Source organism: Methylopila sp. Yamaguchi, assembly GCF_002897035.1.
Lineage (GTDB): Bacteria > Pseudomonadota > Alphaproteobacteria > Rhizobiales > Methylopilaceae > Methylopila.
This window is the reverse complement of the sequence record NZ_BAUX01000002.1, coordinates 98,428-117,132: the sequence shown is the minus strand read 5'-3', so window position 1 is coordinate 117,132 and position 18,705 is coordinate 98,428. Positions and strand designations below refer to the sequence as shown.

At 68.7% G+C, this 18,705-nt stretch carries 21 protein-coding genes and 1 riboswitch; of the genes, 12 read left to right on the top strand and 9 right to left on the bottom strand.

Annotated features, from left to right (window positions below):
- The first annotated feature begins 4 nt into the window (after positions 1–4).
- From METY_RS02740 to METY_RS02725, 4 genes are all read left to right on the top strand, one after another.
- Complete coding sequence (locus tag METY_RS02740) at positions 5–1,009, top strand: aldo/keto reductase (RefSeq protein ID WP_103119872.1); 1,005 nt, start codon at positions 5–7, stop codon at positions 1,007–1,009.
- A gap of 117 nt (positions 1,010–1,126) precedes the next feature.
- Positions 1,127–1,375 carry a hypothetical protein gene (locus METY_RS02735; RefSeq protein WP_103119871.1) on the top strand — a complete coding sequence of 83 codons (249 nt, stop codon included), beginning with the start codon at positions 1,127–1,129 and terminating at the stop codon, positions 1,373–1,375.
- A gap of 143 nt (positions 1,376–1,518) precedes the next feature.
- A complete protein-coding gene (gene pqqA, locus METY_RS21735; RefSeq protein ID WP_103119870.1) occupies positions 1,519–1,599 on the top strand; it encodes a pyrroloquinoline quinone precursor peptide PqqA in 81 nt (26 codons plus the stop codon).
- Between the two features lie 172 nt (positions 1,600–1,771).
- The gene (locus METY_RS02725) at positions 1,772–2,356 is read left to right on the top strand and encodes a pyridoxamine 5'-phosphate oxidase family protein (RefSeq protein ID WP_103119869.1); all 585 of its coding nucleotides are present in this window, start codon (positions 1,772–1,774) and stop codon (positions 2,354–2,356) included.
- Between the two features lie 7 nt (positions 2,357–2,363).
- Here the strand turns inward: METY_RS02725 and metC are convergent, their stop codons facing one another.
- Entirely contained in the window at positions 2,364–3,542 is a 1,179-nt protein-coding gene (gene metC / locus METY_RS02720; protein WP_103119868.1) for a cystathionine beta-lyase, read from the bottom strand.
- A gap of 271 nt (positions 3,543–3,813) precedes the next feature.
- Here metC and METY_RS02715 point away from each other — a divergent pair, with 271 nt between their 5' ends.
- The 5 genes from METY_RS02715 to METY_RS02695 all read left to right on the top strand — a co-directional run bounded on the left by METY_RS02715 (position 3,814) and on the right by METY_RS02695 (position 8,422).
- Complete coding sequence (locus METY_RS02715) at positions 3,814–4,830, top strand: amino acid ABC transporter substrate-binding protein (RefSeq protein ID WP_103119867.1); 1,017 nt, start codon at positions 3,814–3,816, stop codon at positions 4,828–4,830.
- A 101-nt stretch (positions 4,831–4,931) separates the two neighbouring features.
- Complete coding sequence (locus METY_RS02710; RefSeq protein WP_103119866.1) at positions 4,932–6,134, top strand: amino acid ABC transporter permease; 1,203 nt, start codon at positions 4,932–4,934, stop codon at positions 6,132–6,134.
- Between the two features lie 7 nt (positions 6,135–6,141).
- Positions 6,142–7,284 (top strand): amino acid ABC transporter permease, encoded by a 1,143-nt coding sequence (locus METY_RS02705; RefSeq protein ID WP_103119865.1) that lies wholly within the window; start codon positions 6,142–6,144, stop codon positions 7,282–7,284.
- A gap of 20 nt (positions 7,285–7,304) precedes the next feature.
- Positions 7,305–8,099 (top strand): amino acid ABC transporter ATP-binding protein, encoded by a 795-nt coding sequence (locus tag METY_RS02700; protein WP_304481659.1) that lies wholly within the window; start codon positions 7,305–7,307, stop codon positions 8,097–8,099.
- A 68-nt stretch (positions 8,100–8,167) separates the two neighbouring features.
- Entirely contained in the window at positions 8,168–8,422 is a 255-nt protein-coding gene (locus METY_RS02695; protein WP_103119864.1) for a hypothetical protein, read from the top strand.
- A gap of 122 nt (positions 8,423–8,544) precedes the next feature.
- Here METY_RS02695 and METY_RS02690 read toward each other — a convergent pair whose 3' ends face one another.
- The 8 genes from METY_RS02690 to METY_RS02655 all read right to left on the bottom strand — a co-directional run bounded on the left by METY_RS02690 (position 8,545) and on the right by METY_RS02655 (position 16,264).
- Complete coding sequence (locus METY_RS02690; RefSeq protein ID WP_103119863.1) at positions 8,545–9,156, bottom strand: thiamine phosphate synthase; 612 nt, start codon at positions 9,154–9,156, stop codon at positions 8,545–8,547.
- Entirely contained in the window at positions 9,153–9,923 is a 771-nt protein-coding gene (locus METY_RS02685; protein WP_103119862.1) for a thiazole synthase, read from the bottom strand. Before METY_RS02685 ends, METY_RS02690 begins: the two co-directional genes overlap by 4 nt.
- Positions 9,924–9,927: 4 nt before the next feature.
- Positions 9,928–10,125: a sulfur carrier protein ThiS gene (thiS, locus tag METY_RS02680; RefSeq protein ID WP_103119861.1), complete on the bottom strand. Its 198-nt coding sequence runs from the start codon at positions 10,123–10,125 to the stop codon at positions 9,928–9,930.
- A complete protein-coding gene (gene thiO, locus METY_RS02675) occupies positions 10,094–11,107 on the bottom strand; it encodes a glycine oxidase ThiO (protein ID WP_103119860.1) in 1,014 nt (337 codons plus the stop codon). Before thiO ends, thiS begins: the two co-directional genes overlap by 32 nt.
- A gap of 50 nt (positions 11,108–11,157) precedes the next feature.
- A riboswitch (TPP riboswitch) is annotated at positions 11,158–11,258 on the bottom strand.
- 58 nt (positions 11,259–11,316) lie between these two features.
- Entirely contained in the window at positions 11,317–13,125 is a 1,809-nt protein-coding gene (gene edd, locus METY_RS02670; protein WP_103119859.1) for a phosphogluconate dehydratase, read from the bottom strand.
- A gap of 45 nt (positions 13,126–13,170) precedes the next feature.
- Positions 13,171–13,878 (bottom strand): 6-phosphogluconolactonase, encoded by a 708-nt coding sequence (pgl, locus tag METY_RS02665; protein ID WP_103119858.1) that lies wholly within the window; start codon positions 13,876–13,878, stop codon positions 13,171–13,173.
- Positions 13,875–15,359, bottom strand: a complete 1,485-nt coding sequence (gene zwf, locus METY_RS02660) for a glucose-6-phosphate dehydrogenase (RefSeq protein WP_103119857.1) — start codon at positions 15,357–15,359, stop codon at positions 13,875–13,877. The genes pgl and zwf overlap by 4 nt, the downstream gene beginning before the upstream one ends.
- Before the next feature lie 113 nt (positions 15,360–15,472).
- The gene (locus METY_RS02655) at positions 15,473–16,264 is read right to left on the bottom strand and encodes an enoyl-CoA hydratase/isomerase family protein (protein WP_103119856.1); all 792 of its coding nucleotides are present in this window, start codon (positions 16,262–16,264) and stop codon (positions 15,473–15,475) included.
- Positions 16,265–16,460: 196 nt separating this feature from the next.
- Here METY_RS02655 and wrbA point away from each other — a divergent pair, with 196 nt between their 5' ends.
- The 3 genes from wrbA (at position 16,461) to METY_RS02640 (ending at position 18,650) form a co-directional block, all read left to right on the top strand.
- On the top strand, positions 16,461–17,060 hold the full coding sequence (gene wrbA / locus METY_RS02650) for an NAD(P)H:quinone oxidoreductase (protein WP_103119855.1): 600 nt from the start codon (positions 16,461–16,463) through the stop codon (positions 17,058–17,060).
- A gap of 148 nt (positions 17,061–17,208) precedes the next feature.
- Complete coding sequence (locus METY_RS02645) at positions 17,209–18,183, top strand: quinone oxidoreductase family protein (protein WP_103119854.1); 975 nt, start codon at positions 17,209–17,211, stop codon at positions 18,181–18,183.
- Positions 18,180–18,650 carry a nucleoside deaminase gene (locus METY_RS02640; RefSeq protein WP_103119853.1) on the top strand — a complete coding sequence of 157 codons (471 nt, stop codon included), beginning with the start codon at positions 18,180–18,182 and terminating at the stop codon, positions 18,648–18,650. The genes METY_RS02645 and METY_RS02640 overlap by 4 nt, the downstream gene beginning before the upstream one ends.
- The last annotated feature ends 55 nt before the right edge of the window (positions 18,651–18,705 follow it).

The following is an 18,705-nucleotide window of genomic DNA, read 5'->3' as shown; positions in this document are numbered from 1 at the left end:
CATCATGGCGCTCAAGGACATTCTTCCATCTCGGCTCGGCTTCGGCGCCGCGCCGCTCGGCAACATGTTCCGCGCGATCCCGGAGGCGGAAGCGCTGGCGACCGTCGAGGCCGCGTGGAACGACGGCATCCGCTACTTCGACAATGCGCCCTCCTACGGCGCAGGGCTCGCCGAGATCCGCATGGGCGAAGCGCTCAAGGGCAAGCCGCGCGACGCCTATGTCATCAGCACCAAGGTGGGCCGCATCGTGCTCGACGAGATCGAGCACACGCCCCGCGACAATGGCGAGAAGGGCGAGGTCTTCGCCCATGGGCGCCCGAACAAGGTGGTCAACGACTATTCGCACGACGCGACGCTGCGCTCGCTCGAGGACAGCCTGAAGCGCCTGCAGACCGACCATATCGACATCGTCTGGGTCCACGACGTGGCGCAGGATTTCTATGGCGACGAATGGCTGGCCAAGTTCGAGGAGGCCCGCACCGGCGCGTTCAAAGCGCTCGACCGGCTGCGCGACGAGGGCGTCATCAAGGCGTGGGGTCTGGGCGTGAACCGGGTCGAGGCGGTGGAGCTGCTGCTCGACCTAGACGAACCGCGGCCCGACGGCTCCTTGCTCGCGGGACGCTACACGCTGCTCGACCACGACCGAGCGCTCGAGCGGCTGATGCCCAAGGTCGCCGAGCGCGGCCTCGGCATCGTCGTCGGCGGCCCCTACAGCTCGGGCGCGCTCGTCGGCGGCCCGAACTTCGAATACGCCCCCGCCACCCCGGAAATCCTGGCGAAGGTTGCGGCGATCAAGGCGATCGCCGACCGCTACGGCGTCAGCATGAAAGCCGCCGGCTTGCAATTCTCGCTGGCCAACCCGGCGGTCGCGGCGGTCATCCCAGGCGCCAGCCGGCCGCAACGCATCGCCGAAGACACGGCCGCGCTGAACGAGACGATCCCGGCCGATTTCTGGCGGGAGCTGAGGGAGGCCTGGCTCGTCCATCCGGCGGCGCCGTTGCCGCTCTGATCATCCCCGATCAGATCCGTCCACACGCCCAAGTGGCGCGCAAGACGACGGACGCACGGAACTATCGGGCGTGACGCGCCGTTTCTGTCGCGAAACGCACCAAGGAAAGCAAAAGTCATGAAATCTTCGATGAAGACGCTCGCCTCCGGCGCGCTCGCCGCTGCGATGCTTGTGGCCCCGGTCGCGGCCTTCGCCCAGACCAGCGGCACGGCCCAGTCCACCGGCGACCGCGAGAACGCCAAGGAGCGCAGCGAGATGGACACGACGCGCAAGCAACAGTCGGTCTCGCCGACGACAACGAAGGAGCAGACGGAGAACAAGAGCGGCGACAAGAAGCCGGTGCCTGCGACCAACACCCGGAACTGACCGCCCCGGACGCCCTGTCGAAACATGACAGGAAATTAACTGGCGATCAGCGCTTGTTCGCTCGATAGTGGCTCCATCGAACGCAGACGGCGTTCTGATCGCCGCGCGGTGCGGCGCATCGCGCAAGCTTTTAGGAGGCTACAATGGCTGTTTGGACCGCTCCGATCGTTTCCGAGACCCCGGTTGGCCTCGAGGTCACCTCGTACAGCCCGGCTGAGCTCTGAAACGACTGGGCTTCGGCCCGTTCGTAAAGTTTCGACCCCGCGCAGCTTGGCTGCGCGGGGTTTTTCTTTGGCGATCTCTAAAACGGCTGCCAGACAGACCGCAACTTTTTTGCTGCGGCGCCGTGCGAGGGATATTTTCCGGCGCGCCACGCTGGTCTAGTCTCGACGGGCCGTGACCACTCCGGGCCGCCCCTCTTACTACGACGACCTCGCCGCCTCCCGCGCGGAGGCCTGGCGGCTGTTAGGCGAGGCCGCCACCGATCCGCTCGCGCCCATGCGGCGGCTCACCCTGGCGACGGTCGGCCTCGACGCGCGCCCCAGAGCCCGCACCGTGGTGCTGCGGAAGGCCGACTCCACCGCCTGGCGCGTGCGGTTTCACGCCGACACCCGCTCCGACAAGATCGCCGAAATCGCGGCGGACCCGAGGACCGCGCTCTGCGCCTGGGACCGCGACGAGCGCGCGCAGATCCGGCTCGAGGGCCTCAGCCGCGTGCATGTCGGCGACGACATCGCCCGGATCGCCTGGGTCGCCGTTCCCGACGAGGCGCGCAGCCTCTACGCGGTCGAGCCGTCGCCGGGCGACGCGATCGAGGAGGGCGGCGCCTATGCGCCCGCTCCCGGCGGCGACGGCGGCTTCGGCCATTTCGCGGTGGTCGAACTCGCGGTCGCGACGCTGGAATGGCTTCATCTCGGCCGCGGTGGCCACCGCCGCGCGCTGTTCGAGCGCGCCGGCGGCATGCGGTGGCTGACGCCCTGACGCCGGCTCAGAGCGCCGCGGCGTAGCGGGCGAGCCCGGCGTCGAGGTCCGCGATCAGGTCCTCGACCTCCTCCAGCCCGACATGGATGCGCACGGTCGGCCCGGCTGGCGCCCAGCGGCTCGCCGTCCGGATCGGCCGCGCGTCGTAGGGGATCGCGAGGCTCTCGAACCCGCCCCAGGAGTAGCCGAGGCCGAACAGGCGAAGCCCGTCCAGGAAGGCCGCGACCGCCGCCTTCGGCCCCGGCTTCAGCTCGATCGCGAACAGGCTGGAGGCGCCGGTGAAGTCGCGCCGCCAAAGCGCGTGGCCGGGGTCGTTCTCCAGCGCCGGATGCAGCACGCGGGCGACCTCGGAGCGCGATTCGAGCCAGCGCGCGACCCGCAGGCCCGCGTCCTGCTGGTGGGCGAGCCGCACCCCGAGCGTCCGCAGGCCGCGCAGCGCGAGAAACATGTCGTCCGGCCCGACGCAGAGGCCCAGCGCGCCGTGGGTCGCGATCAGCGCGGGCGCGTAGGCCTCGTTCGCCGAGATCGTCCCGAGCAGCAGGTCGGCGTGGCCGCCGAGGTACTTCGTGCCCGCCGTGACGGAGAGGTCCACACCCTGGTCGTGCGCCTTAAAAAACAGCGGCGTCGCCCATGTATTGTCCATCACCACCGCGGCGCCGCGCGCATGCGCCGCGCCTGTGATGGCCGGGATGTCCTGGATCTCGAAGGTGAGGGAGCCCGGGCTCTCGACGAAGACGGCCTTGGTTTCGGGCCGGATGAGGTCCGCGATCTGCGCGCCGATCTGCGGCTCGTAGTAGGTCGTCTCGATGCCCATCCGCTTCAGCGTCAGGTCGCAGAGGTGGCGGGTCGGCTGGTAGACCGTGTCGACCATCAGCAGGTGGTCGCCCGCGCCGAGCACCGCGAGCAGGGCGGTCGCGACCGCGTTCAACCCCGACGGCGTGAGCGCGACATGCGCGCCGCCCTCCAGGGTTTTCAGGGCGTCGACCAGCGCGTCGGAGGTCGGCGTGCCGCGCCGGCCATAGGCGTAGCGGCCGGTCCGCCCCTCGAGGTCGGCGACGGTCGGCGACAGCACGGTGGAGCCGCGGACGATCGGCGGATTGACGAAGCCATGCTGCTCCACGACGGCGCGGCCGCCGAGGACGAGGTCCGTCAGCGGCCCGAACGCGCGTTCCCCATCACGTCCCATGGCAGTCGGCCCTCGAAATCCCAGGTGGAAGCCAGCAGGTTGTCAGGCGCTTGCTAAGATCCCGTCAAGCCTTGGTCATTTTTAGCGAGTGGCGCGAAAATCATCTCGCGGCGGCTGAATTATCGCGCGAAGATGGCGCCTGAGCGGCGCCGCACCCCCGGCGACCCGTTCGACCAGAAGGCCGGAGCTGACGGTCATGGGAGCAGGCGCAAGCCGCGCCGCCGCCCGAGGCCGGGCCCGGCGTCCCTTGCGAGAGAGGCGAGTCCCCCCAATGAAAAAGATCCTTACCGCTCTGGCGCTCGGCGCTTCTGCGGTCTTCGCGTCCGGCGCCGCCGATGCGGCGACCCTGGACCAGGTCAAGCAGAAGGGCTTTCTCCAGTGCGGCGTCAGCACTGGACTGCCTGGCTTCTCGAACCCCGACTCCAAGGGAGAGTGGACCGGCCTCGACGTCGATCTCTGCCGCGCCGTCGCCGCCGCGATCTTCGACGACCCGAGCAAGGTGCGGTTTTCGCCGCTGACCGCCAAGGACCGCTTCACCGCGCTTCAATCCGGCGAAGTCGACATCCTGTCGCGCAACTCCACCTGGACGCTGTCGCGCGACGCGACCCAGGGCCTCAACTTCACCGCGACCAACTACTACGACGGCCAGGGCTTCCTGGTGCGCAAGTCGCTCGGCGTGAAGTCGGCCATGGAGCTGAACGGCGCGTCGGTCTGCACCCAGTCCGGCACCACGACCGAGCTCAACGTCGCGGACTTCTTCCGGTCCAACAATCTCCAGTACGAAGTCGTCGCCTTCCAGGGCCAGGAAGAGACGCTGAAGGCCTATGAGTCCGGCCGCTGCGAGGTCTTCACCTCGGATCAGTCCCAGCTCTACGCCCTGCGCCTGAAGCTCGCCGACAAGGACGAGCACGTCATTCTGCCGGAGCTGATCTCCAAGGAGCCGCTCGCCACCGCCGTCCGGCAGGGCGACGACCAGTGGTTCGACATCGTGAAGTGGGTCCACTACGGCATGCTGAACGCCGAAGAGGCGGGCATCACCTCCCAGAACGTCAAGGACATGCTGAATTCGCCGAACCCCGACATCAAGCGCATGCTCGGCGCCGAGGGCAATTTCGGCGAGCAGATCGGCCTCACCAAGGACTGGCTGGCGCGGATCGTGACCAAGGTCGGCAACTACGGCGAGGCCTTCGATCGCAGCGTCGGGAAGGGCTCGCCCCTCCAGATCGAGCGCGGCAAGAACGCGCTGTGGAGCAAGGGCGGCCTTCAGTACGGCCCGCCGATCCGCTGAGCCGACGGTTGCGTCGCGCTTCCGCCTCGCCCGGCTCGCCCGGGCGGGGCGGGGCTCACGTCTGGTAGGGCGTCGAACCTGCCGTGAAGTTGGAGCGTGTGATGGCGATTACGCATGATGGCCCGGCCCCGGCGGCCCGTCCGCAGTCGACCTCGTCCATCTGGAACGACGCGCGTTTCCGTGGAAACGTGGCGCAGATCGTGGTGGTCGCGGTCGTCGCGCTCCTGCTCGGAGCGATGATCTGGAACGCGCAGGAAAACCTTTCGAACCAGCGCATCGCGTCCGGTTTCGGCTTCCTCAATCAGACGGCGGGCTTCGGCCTCAACCAGACGCTGATTCCCTACAACGAGTCGTCGAGCTATGGCCGCGCGCTGCTCGTCGCCATTCTCAACACGCTGCTCGTCGCCGTCGTCGGCATCGTGTTCGCCACCATCCTCGGCTTCCTCGTCGGCGTCGGCCGCCTGTCGAAGAACTGGATGGTGCGCAAGGTCTGCACCGTCTACGTCGAGGTGACGCGCAACCTCCCGCTGCTGTTCCACATCCTGTTCTGGTACCTCGCGGTGCTGGCCGCGATGCCCGCCGCTCGGAACAGCTACTCCATCTTCGGCGAGGTCTTCATCAATAACCGCGGCGTCTACATCCCGCGGATCGTATTCGGCGAGGGCAGCCACGTCGGCTTCATCGCCTTCGCGATCGCCGTTGTTTGCGTGATCGTCCTGAACAAATGGGCGACCGCCCGTCGCGAGAAGACGGGCCAGCAATTCCCGGTGTTCTGGACCTCGGTGGCGCTGCTCGTGGGGCTGCCCTTCGTCGGCTTCGCGCTCGTGGGCTTTCCGCTCACCCTTGAGACGCCGGTGCTCAAGGGCTTCAACTTCGTGGGCGGGTCCCGCCTGCTGCCGGAGTTCGCGGCGCTCGTCGTGGCGCTTTCGATCTACACGGGCGGCTTCATCGCCGAGATCGTCCGCGCCGGCATCAAGGCGGTCAGCCACGGCCAATCGGAGGCGGCGGCCTCGCTCGGCCTCAAGCCCAATCTGTCGACCCGCCTTGTGGTCATTCCCCAGGCAATGCGCGTGATGATCCCGCCGCTCACGAGCCAGTACCTCAACCTGACGAAGAACTCCTCGCTTGCGGCCTTCATCGGCTACCCCGAACTGGTGCAGGTCTTCGCCGGGACGACGCTGAACCAAACCGGGCAGGCCATCGAGATCATCGCCATCACGATGGGCTGCTACCTCGTTATCAGCCTTGTGACCTCGCTCTTCATGAACTGGTACAACCGGCGCGTCGCGCTGATCGAACGGTGAGTCGGACATGAGCGACGTCGCTTTCGGCAACGACCAGCCTTTCGTCCGCAAGGAGATCCTGCAGCCCGAGCCGCCCCCGGCCTCGCTGGTGGGAATCTCGGGCTGGGCGCGGCAGAACCTGTTCGCCGGGCCCGCCAACACGTTGCTGTCCGTGGTCTGCCTGGCGCTCGCGATCTATGTCGCGTGGATCATGCTCGACTTCCTCGTCCTCCGGGCGGTGTGGACCGGCGCGAACCGCGAGGCCTGCATCGCGCCGGGCGTGGGGGCTTGCTGGCCCTTCATCACCGCGCGGTTCGGACAGCTGCTTTACGGCTTCTACCCCGCGGAGGAGCACTGGCGGCCGGCGACCGTCTTCTTCGTGGCCGTCGCGCTGATCGCGCCGCTGCTGACCCCCGCGGCGCCCTACAAGAAGGCGAACGCGCTCCTGTTCTTCGTCGCGTTCCCGATCTTCGCCGTCATCATGTTGAGCGGCGGCGTGTTCGGCCTCCGCCCGGTCGAAACCCGCGCCTGGGGCGGCCTGCTGGTCACGCTGGTCGTCGCCACCACCGGCATCGTCGCCTCGCTGCCGCTCGGCGTGCTGCTCGCCCTCGGCCGCCGCTCAAAGCTGCCGGTGGTGCGCTTCTTCGCGATCGCCTTCATCGAGTTCTGGCGCGGCGTTCCGCTGATCACCGTGCTGTTCTTCGCGACTTACATGCTGCCGCTGTTCCTGCCCTCGGGCTGGACCATCGACGGCCTCCTGCGCGCGCTCGTCGGCGTGTCGTTGTTCTCAGCGGCCTACATGGCGGAGGTCGTCCGCGGCGGCCTGCAGGCGATCCCGAAAGGGCAGTACGAAGGCGCCATGGCGATGGGCCTGCGCTACTGGCCGATGATGATCCTGATCGTGCTGCCGCAGGCGCTGAAGCTCGTGATCCCCGGCATCGTCAACACCTTCATCGGCCTGTTCAAGGACACGACGCTGGTGGCGATCGTCTCGATCTTCGACTTCCTCGGCATCATCCGGGCGGCCTTCGCCGACCCGAACTGGGCGACGCCCGGCACCGTCTACACCGGCTTCGCCTTCGCCGGCATCGTCTACTTCATCTTCTGCTACGGCATGTCCCGCTACTCTCGCTTCGTCGAAGAGCGGCTGGACGTCGGCCACAAGCACTGAACCGTCAAGGAGCCACGCCCATGGCCGAGTCCGTCGTCGACGCCTCCGAACTTCCCGCCGCCCAGAAGGCGCAGATCTCGAACGAGACCGCGGTCGAGATCATCGGCATGTCCAAATGGTACGGCGACTTCAACGTGCTGAAGGACATCAATCTCAAGGTGAAGCGCGGCGAGCGCATCGTGATCTGCGGACCGTCCGGCTCGGGCAAGTCCACGATGATCCGCTGCATCAACCGGCTGGAGGAGCACCAGAAGGGCCAGATCATCGTCGAGGGCACCGAGCTCACAAACGATCTCAAGAAGATCGACGAGATCCGCCGCGAGGTCGGGATGTGCTTCCAGCACTTCAACCTCTTCCCGCACCTCACCATCCTCGAGAACTGCACCCTTGCGCCGATCTGGGTGCGCAAGATGCCGAAGAAGGACGCCGAAGAGCTCGCGATGCACTTCCTCAAGCGGGTGCGCATTCCCGAGCAGGCGAAGAAGTATCCGGGTCAGCTCTCCGGCGGCCAGCAGCAGCGCGTGGCGATCGCCCGCGCGCTTTGCATGCAGCCGAAGATCATGCTGTTCGACGAGCCGACGTCGGCCCTCGACCCCGAGATGGTCAAGGAGGTGCTCGACACCATGGTGGGCCTCGCCAACGACGGGATGACCATGCTCTGCGTCACCCACGAGATGGGTTTCGCCCGGCAGGTCGCGAACCGCGTGATCTTCATGGACGCGGGCCAGATCATCGAGATGAACGAGCCCAACGCCTTCTTCGCCAACCCGCAGCACGAGCGCACCAAGCTGTTCCTCAGCCAGATCCTGCACTGACGAGGCGTCTGGAACCTTCGGCCTCCGGCGGCGCTTCCCAAGGAGGCGACCGACCGGAGACAGGTTCCATGACGCACAATCCCAAGCCCGACGACGCCAGCGCCGCGACCGGCCTCTCCGAGGCCGAGGCCGCCCGACAGCCGCAGGTGAAGCCGGGCGCGAAGGCGGGCCCGGACGACGCCCAAGACCTCGACGCGCCCGACGCCTCCGAGGTCGCTGGCTTCCGGCGAATGCCCGGCGAAGGCGAGCCGAAGCCGTTGCCCGCGCCCGGCGCGACGTCCGTCGAGGATCTCTCGGCGGCGAACGACGGCGGCATGGGGTGAGACGCGAGCGATCGCGCCGATGCGCGAAGCGCCCTCGACGGTCGCCTTGGGGTTGACTCAAGTGACGCCCCGCGTTAACCGCCGGCCCGGCCGAGTAAACCAGCCGTGCCCGGTTCGGAGCTTCAGGCCGAGGCGCGCGTGAGGTCGATCCACTCGCGGGCGCGCGCTTCCGGGTCGGGGGCCCCCACGACGTCGTTCACCACCGCGACCACGTCTGCGCCGGCCGCAAGGCACTGCGCCGCCCGGTCGGGCGTCAGGCCGCCGATCGCCACCAGCGGGCGGTCGCCAATCGCGCGCTTCCACTCGCTGATGCGCGCAAGGCCCTGAGGCGCAAAGGGCATTTTTTTCAGGATGGTGGGCCAGATCGGCCCAAGAGCGACGTGGTGCGGGTCCACGGAGAGCGCGCGGTCCAGCTCCTCCGGGGTGTGCGTGGAGACGCCGAGCCTGATCCCGGCTCGGCGGATCGCCCCGAGGTCGGCGTCGTCGAGGTCCTCCTGGCCGAGGTGCAGGAAGGAGGCGCCAAGCTCGATCGCGAGCTTCCAGTAGTCGTTGACGACGAGGTCGGCTCCCGCCGCCGAACAGGTCGCAAGCGCGTCCGAAATCTCAGTGCGCAAAATGGTTTCCGGCTTGTCCTTCACACGCAGCTGCACGAGCTTCGCGCCCGCGTCGGTCATCCGCCGCACCCAGGCGGCGCTGTCCACGACGGGGTAGAACGGGTCGAGGCGCCGGGTCATGCGAGGCTCGCGCGACCGAAGACGGGGGTGGAGGGCGCCGCCATGTCCCGCGGCTCGATCGGGTCGGCAAGGTAGGCCGACCGCCCCGCCTCCACCGCGAGCTTGAACGCGCCGGCCATGGCGACAGGGTCGCCGGCCTTGGCCACGGCGGTGTTCAGCAGCACGGCGTCGTAGCCAAGCTCGAGGGCGGCGGCGGCGTGGCTCGGCTTGCCGATGCCGGCGTCGACCACCAGCGGCACGTCGGGGAAATGCGCCCGCAGCGACCGCAGGCCGTAAACGTTGTTGAGCCCCATGCCGGTGCCGATCGGCGCGCCCCACGGCATCAGCACCTTGCAGCCGGCGTCGATAAGTCGTTCGGCCACAACGAGATCTTCCGTGGTGTAGGGGAAGACTTCGAAGCCGTCCTCGGTGAGGATGCGCGCGGCCTCGACCAGGCCGAACACGTCGGGCTGCAGCGTATCCGCCTCGCCGATCACCTCGAGCTTCAACCAGTTGGTGCCGAAGACCTCACGCGCCATCTGCGCGGTGGTGACAGCCTCCTTCACAGAGTGACAGCCGGCGGTGTTGGGCAGAACCTTCACGTTCAAGCCTGCGATCAGGCCCCAGAAGTCCTGGCCCTCCCGCAGCCGTCCGGATTCGCGGCGCAGCGAGACGGTGAGGATCTCCGCGCCCGAGGCCCTCACAGCGTCGGCGAGGATCGCAGGCGAGGGGTACTGCGCCGTGCCGAGCAGCAGGCGCGAGCCGATCTTGACTCCATAGAGCTCCATGGCCTCAGCCTCCCTGCCGCGGCGAGACGATCTCGATGCGGTCGCCGTCGTTCAGCGGCGTCGCGGCCCGCGCCCGGGCGGGCACGAAGTCGCCGTTGACGGCGGTCGCCACGATCGCGTCGTCGTAGTCGAGCGCGCTCAACGCTTCGGCCAGATCGCGCACGCCGAGCTCACGCTCGTCGCCGTTCACGATCAGCTTCATGGCTCATCTCCTTGGGTCCCAACACGGCGTCCGCGGCTGCGCGCGCGCAGGCCGGGGAAAGCAGAAAACCGTGTCGGTACAGACCATTGACGTAAGTGACCCGGCCGCGGGTATCAACGCGCGGCAGGTTGTCGGGGAAGGCGGGGCGCACGTCGGCGCGGGTCTCGACGATCTCGGCCTCGCCGAACGCCGGGTGCAGCGCATAGGCCGCATTCAGCAGATCGACCACCGAGCGGACAACGGGGCCGCGCCGCTCCGCGCTCTCGATCATGGTCGCGCCAAGCATGAACAGGCCGTCGGCCCGCGGCACGACGTAGAACGGGATCCGCGGATGCAGCAGCCGCACCGGCCGCTGGAACGCGATCTCCCGGGTCCGCACAACCAGCATCTCGCCGCGGACGCCGCGAAGATCAGGAAACTCCGCGCGGGCCGCGAAACCACGGCAGTCCACCACGGCGTCGCCTTCGGCGCTGTCGGCCTCGGCCTCGACCCCGAAGCGGATGTGACCGCCGAGCGCCGCGAGCCGCGACTCGAGACCCGCCAGCGCGGCGCGCGGGTCGAGATGCGCTTCGTCGGGGAAGAACAGGCCGGAGCGGAACCGTCCCGCGAGGTCGGGCTCAAGCGCGGCGACGCCCTCGCCGTCGAGCGCCTCGAAGCGGGAGGTGCGGCGGGCGAAGCGGGCGAGTTCGGCGTTGTCGCGCGCTGGAGCGACCACCAGCGTGCCCTGGCGCACGACGCCGTCGACGTGGGAGGGCCACCAGTTGAGCGCGACCCCGCCGCCCTCGATTACCGCCTCCTCAGCGCTCTCCCGCTCGCACCAGGGCGCCAGCATTCCGCCGGCGGACCAGGAGCAGGCGTGTTCGCCGACGCGGCTGCCGCGCTCGAGCACGGTCACGTTCGCGCCGCGCTCCGCGAGCTCGACGGCTGTGGTCAGGCCGGCGACGCCGGCTCCCAGAACGGTGACGCGCGTCTGCGCGGCCATGGCGTGCGGCTTTCAAAAGCAGGTCGCAGCCGGCGAATGTCGGGAAGCGTCTGGGAGAGGCGCCCCGTTCCTTCGCCGGCATGACCCGGATCAGGTTCAAAGGGTTCGGCGATCGCCGTCTCAGCCCCTGCGGGCACCCCTCGGAGTGAGCAGACGATGGGGATCGACGCCGCTTGTGTCAACCTGCCGCAGCGGGAAGGCGTGCGCCGTCAGAGAGCGCTCGCGCCTTGCTCGGCGGGTCCCACGGCGGCGCGAAACGCCGCGAACAGGTTACGGCCCATGCCGAACTGGGGCTCGGTTTCCTCGAAGGCGTTCTCCCGAGCCGCGAACTCGGCGGCGTCCACCAGCACCTCCAGCGTTCCGGCCTCCGCGTCGACCCGGATGACGTCGCCGTCACGGATCTTGCCGATCGGGCCGCCGTGGGCGGCTTCGGGCGTCACGTGAATCGCCGCCGGGACCTTGCCGGAGGCGCCGGACATGCGCCCGTCGGTCACCAGAGCCACCTTGTGCCCCCGCTTCTGCAGCACCGAGAGCGAGGGCGTCAGCCGGTGCAGCTCCGGCATGCCGTTGGCCTTGGGCCCCTGGAAGCGCACCACGGCGACGACGTCCCGGTCGAGTTCGCCAGCGCGGAACGCAGCCTCCAGCCCGTCCTGCGTGGTGAACACGCGCGCCGGCGCCTCGACGACCCAGCGGTCGCGGTCGACGGCGGAGACCTTGATGACGGCGCGCCCCATGTTGCCGTCGAGCAGGCGCAGGCCGCCGTCCGCCTGGAACGGCTCGGCCACCGGGCGCAGCACCGAGAGGTCGCCGCTTGCGGGCTCGATGTCCCTCCACACGATCTCACCCCCGGCCAGCGTCGGCTCCTTCACGTACTCGCCGAGCCCCGGCCCCATGACGGTCAGCACGTCGTCGTGCAGCAGCCCGGCGCCGCGCAACTCGCGGATGAGGAAGCCCATGCCGCCGGCGGCGTGGAAGTGGTTCACGTCGGCGGAGCCGTTGGGGTAGATGCGGCAGAGCAGAGGCGTCGCGGCCGAGAGCCGGTCGAAGTCGTCCCAGGTCAGCGTGATGCCGGCCGCCTTCGCCATGGCGACGAGGTGGATCGCATGGTTGGTGGAGCCGCCGGTGGCGTTGAGACCGACGATGCCGTTGACGAAGGCCTTTTCGTCCAGGATCTGGCCGATCGGCGCGTAACCGTTGCCCGACCGCGTGATGGCGAGCGCCTGGTTCACGGCTGCGGTGGTCAGCGCGTCGCGTAAGGGAGTGTTCGGCGGCACGAAGCTCGAGCCCGGCAGATGGAGGCCCATGATCTCCATGAGCATCTGGTTCGAGTTCGCCGTGCCGTAGAAGGTGCAGGTGCCGGGCGAGTGATAGCTCGCGCTCTCGGCCTCCAGCAGCTCGGCGCGGCCGATCTTGCCCTCGGCGTAGAGCCCGCGGATGCGGCCCTTCTCGTCGTTTGTCATGCCGGAGGGCATGGGGCCGGAGGGTACGAACACCGCCGGCAGGTGCCCGAAGGCCAGAGCGCCGATGACGAGGCCGGGCACGATCTTGTCGCAGATGCCGAGGTAAAGCGCGGCGTCGAACATGTCGTGGCTGAGCGCGACCGCCGTCGACATGGCGATGACGTCGCGGGAGAACAGCGACAGCTCCATGCCGGGCTGCCCCTGGGTGACGCCGTCGCACATGGCGGGCACGCCGCCCGCCACCTGCGCCACCGCGCCGGCCTCGCGCGCCGCCGCGCGGATGATGTCGGGGAAACGCTCGTAGGGCTGATGCGCCGACAGCATGTCGTTGTAGGCGGTGACGACGCCGATGTTCGGCACGATCTGGTCCTTCAGCGCCTGCTTGTCCGCCGCGCCGCAGCCGGCGAAGCCATGGGCGAGGTTGCCGCAGGACAGCGCCGCGCGGTGCGGGCCCTTGGCCCCGGCCTTCTCGATCGCGTCGAGATAACGCGCGCGTTCGTCGCGCGATCGGTCGACGATAGCGGCGGTCACCTCCGCGATGCGGGCGTCGAGGGTCATGCGAGCGCTCCTCGTGAAATCTGCGCTGTGCTCCCCGTCAGGCGCTCAGGGCGCCCAGACGATCTGCAGCGGGTGCGGCGCGTGGGCGACGACGGCCCGGATCGGCATCTCGGTCGCGTCCTTGCCCGCGAGCGCCGTCTCCAGAACGTTCTTCTTCCCCTCGCCTTCTATGTGAAGCACCAGCATCGTGGCTGCGAGCAGCACGGGCAAGGTCAGAGTGATGCGGGGCTCCCCGGCGGCCTCGGCGCGCATCGGCGAAACGAGCAAATGGCTCGTCGGATCGATGGCGTAGGCCAGTCGGTCGCCGCCGGGAAAGAACGAGGCGGTGTGGCCGTCGTCGCCCATGCCCAGAATCGCGACCGTAATCGGACCCGAGAGGTCCGCGACGCGCTCGGCGACCTCGTGGAGACCCTCCTCGGGGCTGGCCGCGCCGGTGTAGAGCGGCACGAAGCTCGCGGCGTGGGCCTCGTTCTGGAGCAGGTTTTCCTTCACCAGCTGCGCGTTGGAGCGCTCGGAGCTTTCCGGGACCCAGCGTTCGTCGACGAGCGTGACGGTGACCGACTCCCAGTCGAGCTCGGCCAGCGAGAGCTTCTGGAAATAGAGCTTCGGCGTCGAGCCGCCGGACACGGCGAGCGTCGCCGCCCCGCCGTCGGAAATCGCCGAGCGGAGGGCGTCGGCGGTCTGGTCGGCGAGCGCCTGCGCCAGTTCTTCACGGCTCTCGAACTCTTTGATCGCGACGTGGTGATCGCTCATGCGTCGGGGTCCTCGTGCCAGGTGCGGCCGTCGCGCTCGATCAGCGCCACCGCGGAGGAGGGGCCCCAGGTGCCTGCGGTGTAGGTCGACGGCGCGTGGCCGAGCCGCGACCAGGCTTCAAGGATCGGGTCCGCCCATCTCCAGGCGGCCTCCACCTCATCGCGGCGCATGAACAGGGCCTGGCTGCCGCGGATCACGTCCATCAGAAGGCGCTCGTAGGCGTCGGGGTTCCGGACCTTGAACGTGTCGGCGAACGAGAGGTTCAGCGGCACCTCGCGGAAGCGCAGGCCGCCAGGGCCGGGGTCCTTGATCATCAGGTAGAGCTTCACGCCTTCGTCGGGTTGCAGCCGAATGACGAGGCGGTTGGGCGCGAGGAAGCCGCCGGCGGCGCCGAAGATCGAGCGCGGCACCTCGCGGAACTGGATCACGATCTCGGACACCTGCTGAGGCAGCCGCTTCCCGGTGCGGAGATAGAAGGGCACGCCGGCCCAGCGCCAGGTCCGCACCTCCGTCTTGAGCGCGACGAAGGTCTCCGTCTGGCTCTGGGCGCCGTCGCCCAGCTCCTCGACGTAGCCGGGCACCGATTTCCCGTCGATCGCCCCGGTGCGGTACTGGCCGCGGACGGTGAGCGAGCGCACCGAGGCGTCGTCGATGGGCCTCAGCGCCCGCAGCACCTTGAGCTTCTCGTCGCGCAAGCTGTCGGCGTCGAGCTCGCCCGGCGGCTCCATGGCGACGAGACAGAGCAGCTGCAGGATGTGGTTCTGCACCATGTCGCGGAGCGCGCCCGAGGTGTCGTAGTAGCCGCCGCGCGAGCCCACGCCGATCTTCTCCGCGACGGTGATCTGCACATGGTCGACGTGCGCGGAGTCCCACACCGGCTCGAACAGCACGTTGGCGAACCGCAGCGCCAGGAGGTTCTGGACCGTCTCTTTCCCGAGATAGTGGTCAATGCGGTAGATCTGGCTCTCGTCCAGCACCTCGCCGACCGCGGCGTTGATCTCCTGGGCGGACGCGAGGTCCTTGCCCAGCGGCTTCTCCAGCACGACGCGGGTCTTCTGAGTGACGAGGTCGTGCGTCTTCAGATTGTGCGTGATGGCGTCGAACAGGTCGGGCGAGGTCGCGAGATAAAATGCGCGCACGCGGTCGAGTCCGTCGGCGATCAGCGTTTTCAGATCCGCCCAGCCTGCCTCGCCCGCCGCTTCGACGGTGACGTAGCGGATGCGGGCGAGGAAGCGCTTCAGCGTCGGCTTGTCGAGCTCGTCTGCCGGCACGAACGTCTGCAGCGCCTCCTTGACCTCGGCGCGGAACGACTCGTCGGTGTGATCCTTGCGGGAGACGCCGACGATGCGCGTCGGCTCGGTCAGCTGGCCGTCATGGTCCCGCCGATACAGCGCCGGAAACAGCTTCCGGTGCGCGAGATCGCCGGTGCCGCCGAACACCACCAGATCGAAGGGATCGACGGCTACGATTCGGCTCGTCATGGGGGACGTCTCCGGGCTTTCCGTGGGATTGCTGCAGCTGCGAATTGGACCCTGCGGCGAAGCGCTGTCAAACCTCGACAGCTCGGCGGCGGTTTACGCTCGCCTTAGGCGCTTCACGGCCGCCACGTAAAGCGTGGAAGCCGCTTGTCCAGGAATGCCTGGGCGCCCTCTTTGAGGTCTTCTCCGGAGAAGCCGCCGCGCCACAGCGCGTCCAGCGCCATGTGGTCGGTCGCGCCACCGACGATGGCGTCGACCGTGCGCTTGGCGGCGTCGATGGAGTAGCGGGAGGCCGCGGCCATGGCGGAGACGAGGTCGTCGATTGCGGCGTCGAGCGCGTCCGGAGGCGTGAGGCGGTCCACAAGCCGCTTCGCCAGAGCTTCGTCCGAGCCCATGAGCCGACCCGTGAACAGGAGCTCCTTCGCCGCCGATGCGCCGACGGCGCCGACCAGCCGCGCGGTGCTCGCGACGGGATAGACGATGCCGAGCCGCGCCGGGGTGACGCCGAAGCGGGCGCCTTCGGCCGCGACGCGGAGGTCGCAGGCGAGGGCGATCTGACACCCTCCGCCGACGCAGACGCCCTCGATTGCGGCGATGGTCGGCTGAGCGATGCGTGCGATGGCCTCCTCGCCGTCGCGCACGGCGTCGGCGTAGGAGCGCCGGCGCGCCTCGTCGGCGGCGGTGAGCGCCACGAACTCGCCGATGTCGGCGCCCGCGCTGAACACGCCGCCCGCACCCCGGACCACCACGACCGCGATCTCGGGATCGGCCGCGATCTCCGCGGCGACGAGCGGGAGCGCCCGCCAGGTCGCCTCGTCGATGGCGTTCTTCTTGGCTGGACGGTCGATCAGGATTGTCGCCCGCGCGCCTTCGCGCAGCAATCTGACGGCGGGTGCGGACTCGGTCATCGTGGTGGACTCTCTGACAATGTTCGGTTCCCGCTTAGCATCTTGCGAGCCTGCAACGCAGCGCCGTACGTTCATTTGCGTGAGTGCAAGTGGTGCATCCATTTTATGAGCATTGATTGGCGTCGATGCACGATGCACCTTACCGCCCAAGCCGTCGGCGCGCCGCGCCGGACTCACTCCAGCCAGCGAGATTCCGATGACCAAAGTGCTCGTCCTTTACTACTCCACCTACGGCCACATCGAGACCATGGCGAACGCCGTCGCCGAAGGCGTGCGCGAGGCAGGCGCCGAGGCGGTGGTGAAGCGCGTGCCGGAAACCGTCCCCGAGGAGGCCGCTCGGGCCAATCATTTCAAGCTCGACCAGGCCGCGCCGATCGCGACGGTCGAGGAGCTCCCCGAGTACGACGCCATCATCTTCGGCGCGCCGACCCGCTTCGGCACCGTCGCGTCGCAGATGCGCAGCTTCATCGACCAGACCGGCGGCCTGTGGTTCGCCGGGAAACTGGTGGGCAAGGTCGGGTCGGTGTTCACCGCATCGGCGACCCAGCACGGCGGTCAGGAGAGCACGATCCTTGGCTTCCTCCCGACCCTGCTTCACCACGGCATGGTGGTCGTCGGGCTGCCCTATTCCTTCGCCGGCCAGATGAACATGGACGAGATCACCGGCGGTTCGCCCTACGGCGCGAGCACCCTCGCCAAGGGCGACGGCTCCCGCCAGCCGAGCGAGAACGAACTCGCCGGGGCGCGGTTCCAGGGCAAGCACGTGGCGGAAATCGCCGCCAAGCTCGCAAAGTGAGCTTGCTCTCCTGATCCTGTGCGGCGGGGCCTGTCATCGGCTCCGCCGCTTTTCGTCGGCGGCCCTGCGCGCCGCGCGCTTCCTCTCGCGCCGACTCTGCGCCATGTGATGCGGCGAAACCCGAGTCACATCGAAAGGACCCTGTCCCATGGCGAAGGCGATCCGCGTTCATGCGACCGGCGGCCCCGAAGCGCTGACCTTCGAGGATGTCGAACTGCCGCCCCTCAAGAAGGGTGACGCCCGCATCCGCCACACGGCGATCGGCGTGAACTTCATCGACGTCTACCATCGGACGGGGCTCTACCCGCAGGAGACGCCCTTCGTGCTCGGGTCCGAGGGCGCAGGCGAAGTCGTGGCGGTCGGGGAAGGGGTGACCGACCTCAAGCCGGGCGACCGCGTCGCCTACGCTGGCGGCCCGCTCGGCTCCTACGCCACGGAGCGGGTCATCCCGGCGGAGCGTCTGGTGAAGATTCCCGCCGGCGTCACCGACGAGACCGCAGCCGCCGCGATGCTGAAGGGCATGACGGCGCAGTACCTGCTTCGCCGCACCTTCCGCGTCGGGCCGGAGCACACGATCCTCTTCCACGCGGCCGCGGGCGGCGTCGGCCAGATCGCCTGCCAGTGGGCAAACCATCTCGGCGCGACGGTGATCGGCACCGCCGGTGGGCCGGAGAAGGTGGCGCTCGCAAAGACCAAGGGCTGCGCGCACGTCATCGACTACCGGTCCGAGGACTTCGTCGCCAAGGTGAAGGAGATCACCGGAGGCAAAGGCGTGGACGTGGTCTACGATTCCGTCGGCAAAGACACGTTCCCGGCCTCGCTCGATTGCATCAAACCACGCGGCATGTGGGTGAGCTTCGGGCAGTCCTCGGGCTCGATCGAGCCGTTCAACATCGGTCTGCTCGCCCAGAAGGGATCGCTCTTCGCGACGCGGGCCACCCTGAATCACTACGCCGCGACCCGGCCCGAGCTGCTTGCGACGGCGGAGGACCTGTTCGACGTGATTGCGTCCGGCGCCGTGACGATCGACATCGGGGCGCGCTATCCGCTGGAGCAGGCGGCCGACGCGCATAGGGCGCTCGAAGGCCGGGCCACCACCGGCTCGACGATCCTGATCCCATGAGCGATCCGGACCTTCTCGCGCGCGCCGTAGAGCTGTCGCGCGTGCACAGCGAGGCGGGCGAGGGCGGTCCCTTCGGGGCCGTCGTCGCGACGTCGGACGGCCGCATCGTGGCGGAGGGCTGGAACCAGGTCCTTTCCCATGGCGACCCGACCGCCCACGCCGAGGTCGTCGCCATCCGTCGCGCGGCGGAGGCGCTCGGCACGCACGTGCTCACGGGCCACGTCATGTACGCCTCGTGCGAGCCATGCCCGATGTGCCTCGCGGCGGTCGCATGGGCGCGCATGGACCGGATCGTCTTCGCCAACAGCCGCCACGACGCCGCGCGCATCGGCTTCGACGACGCCAAGATCTACGAGGAGATCGGCCGGCCGCTCGACCAGCGCTGGATCGCGTGTGAGCGCGTTCAGATGCCGGAAGCCGAAGCCGTGTTCGATGAGTGGCTCGCCCGCAACGGGACGATCTACTGACGGTGGCCACGCGCCGCAATCCGGGCGATAACCGCCGCCGGACAACCTATATCCC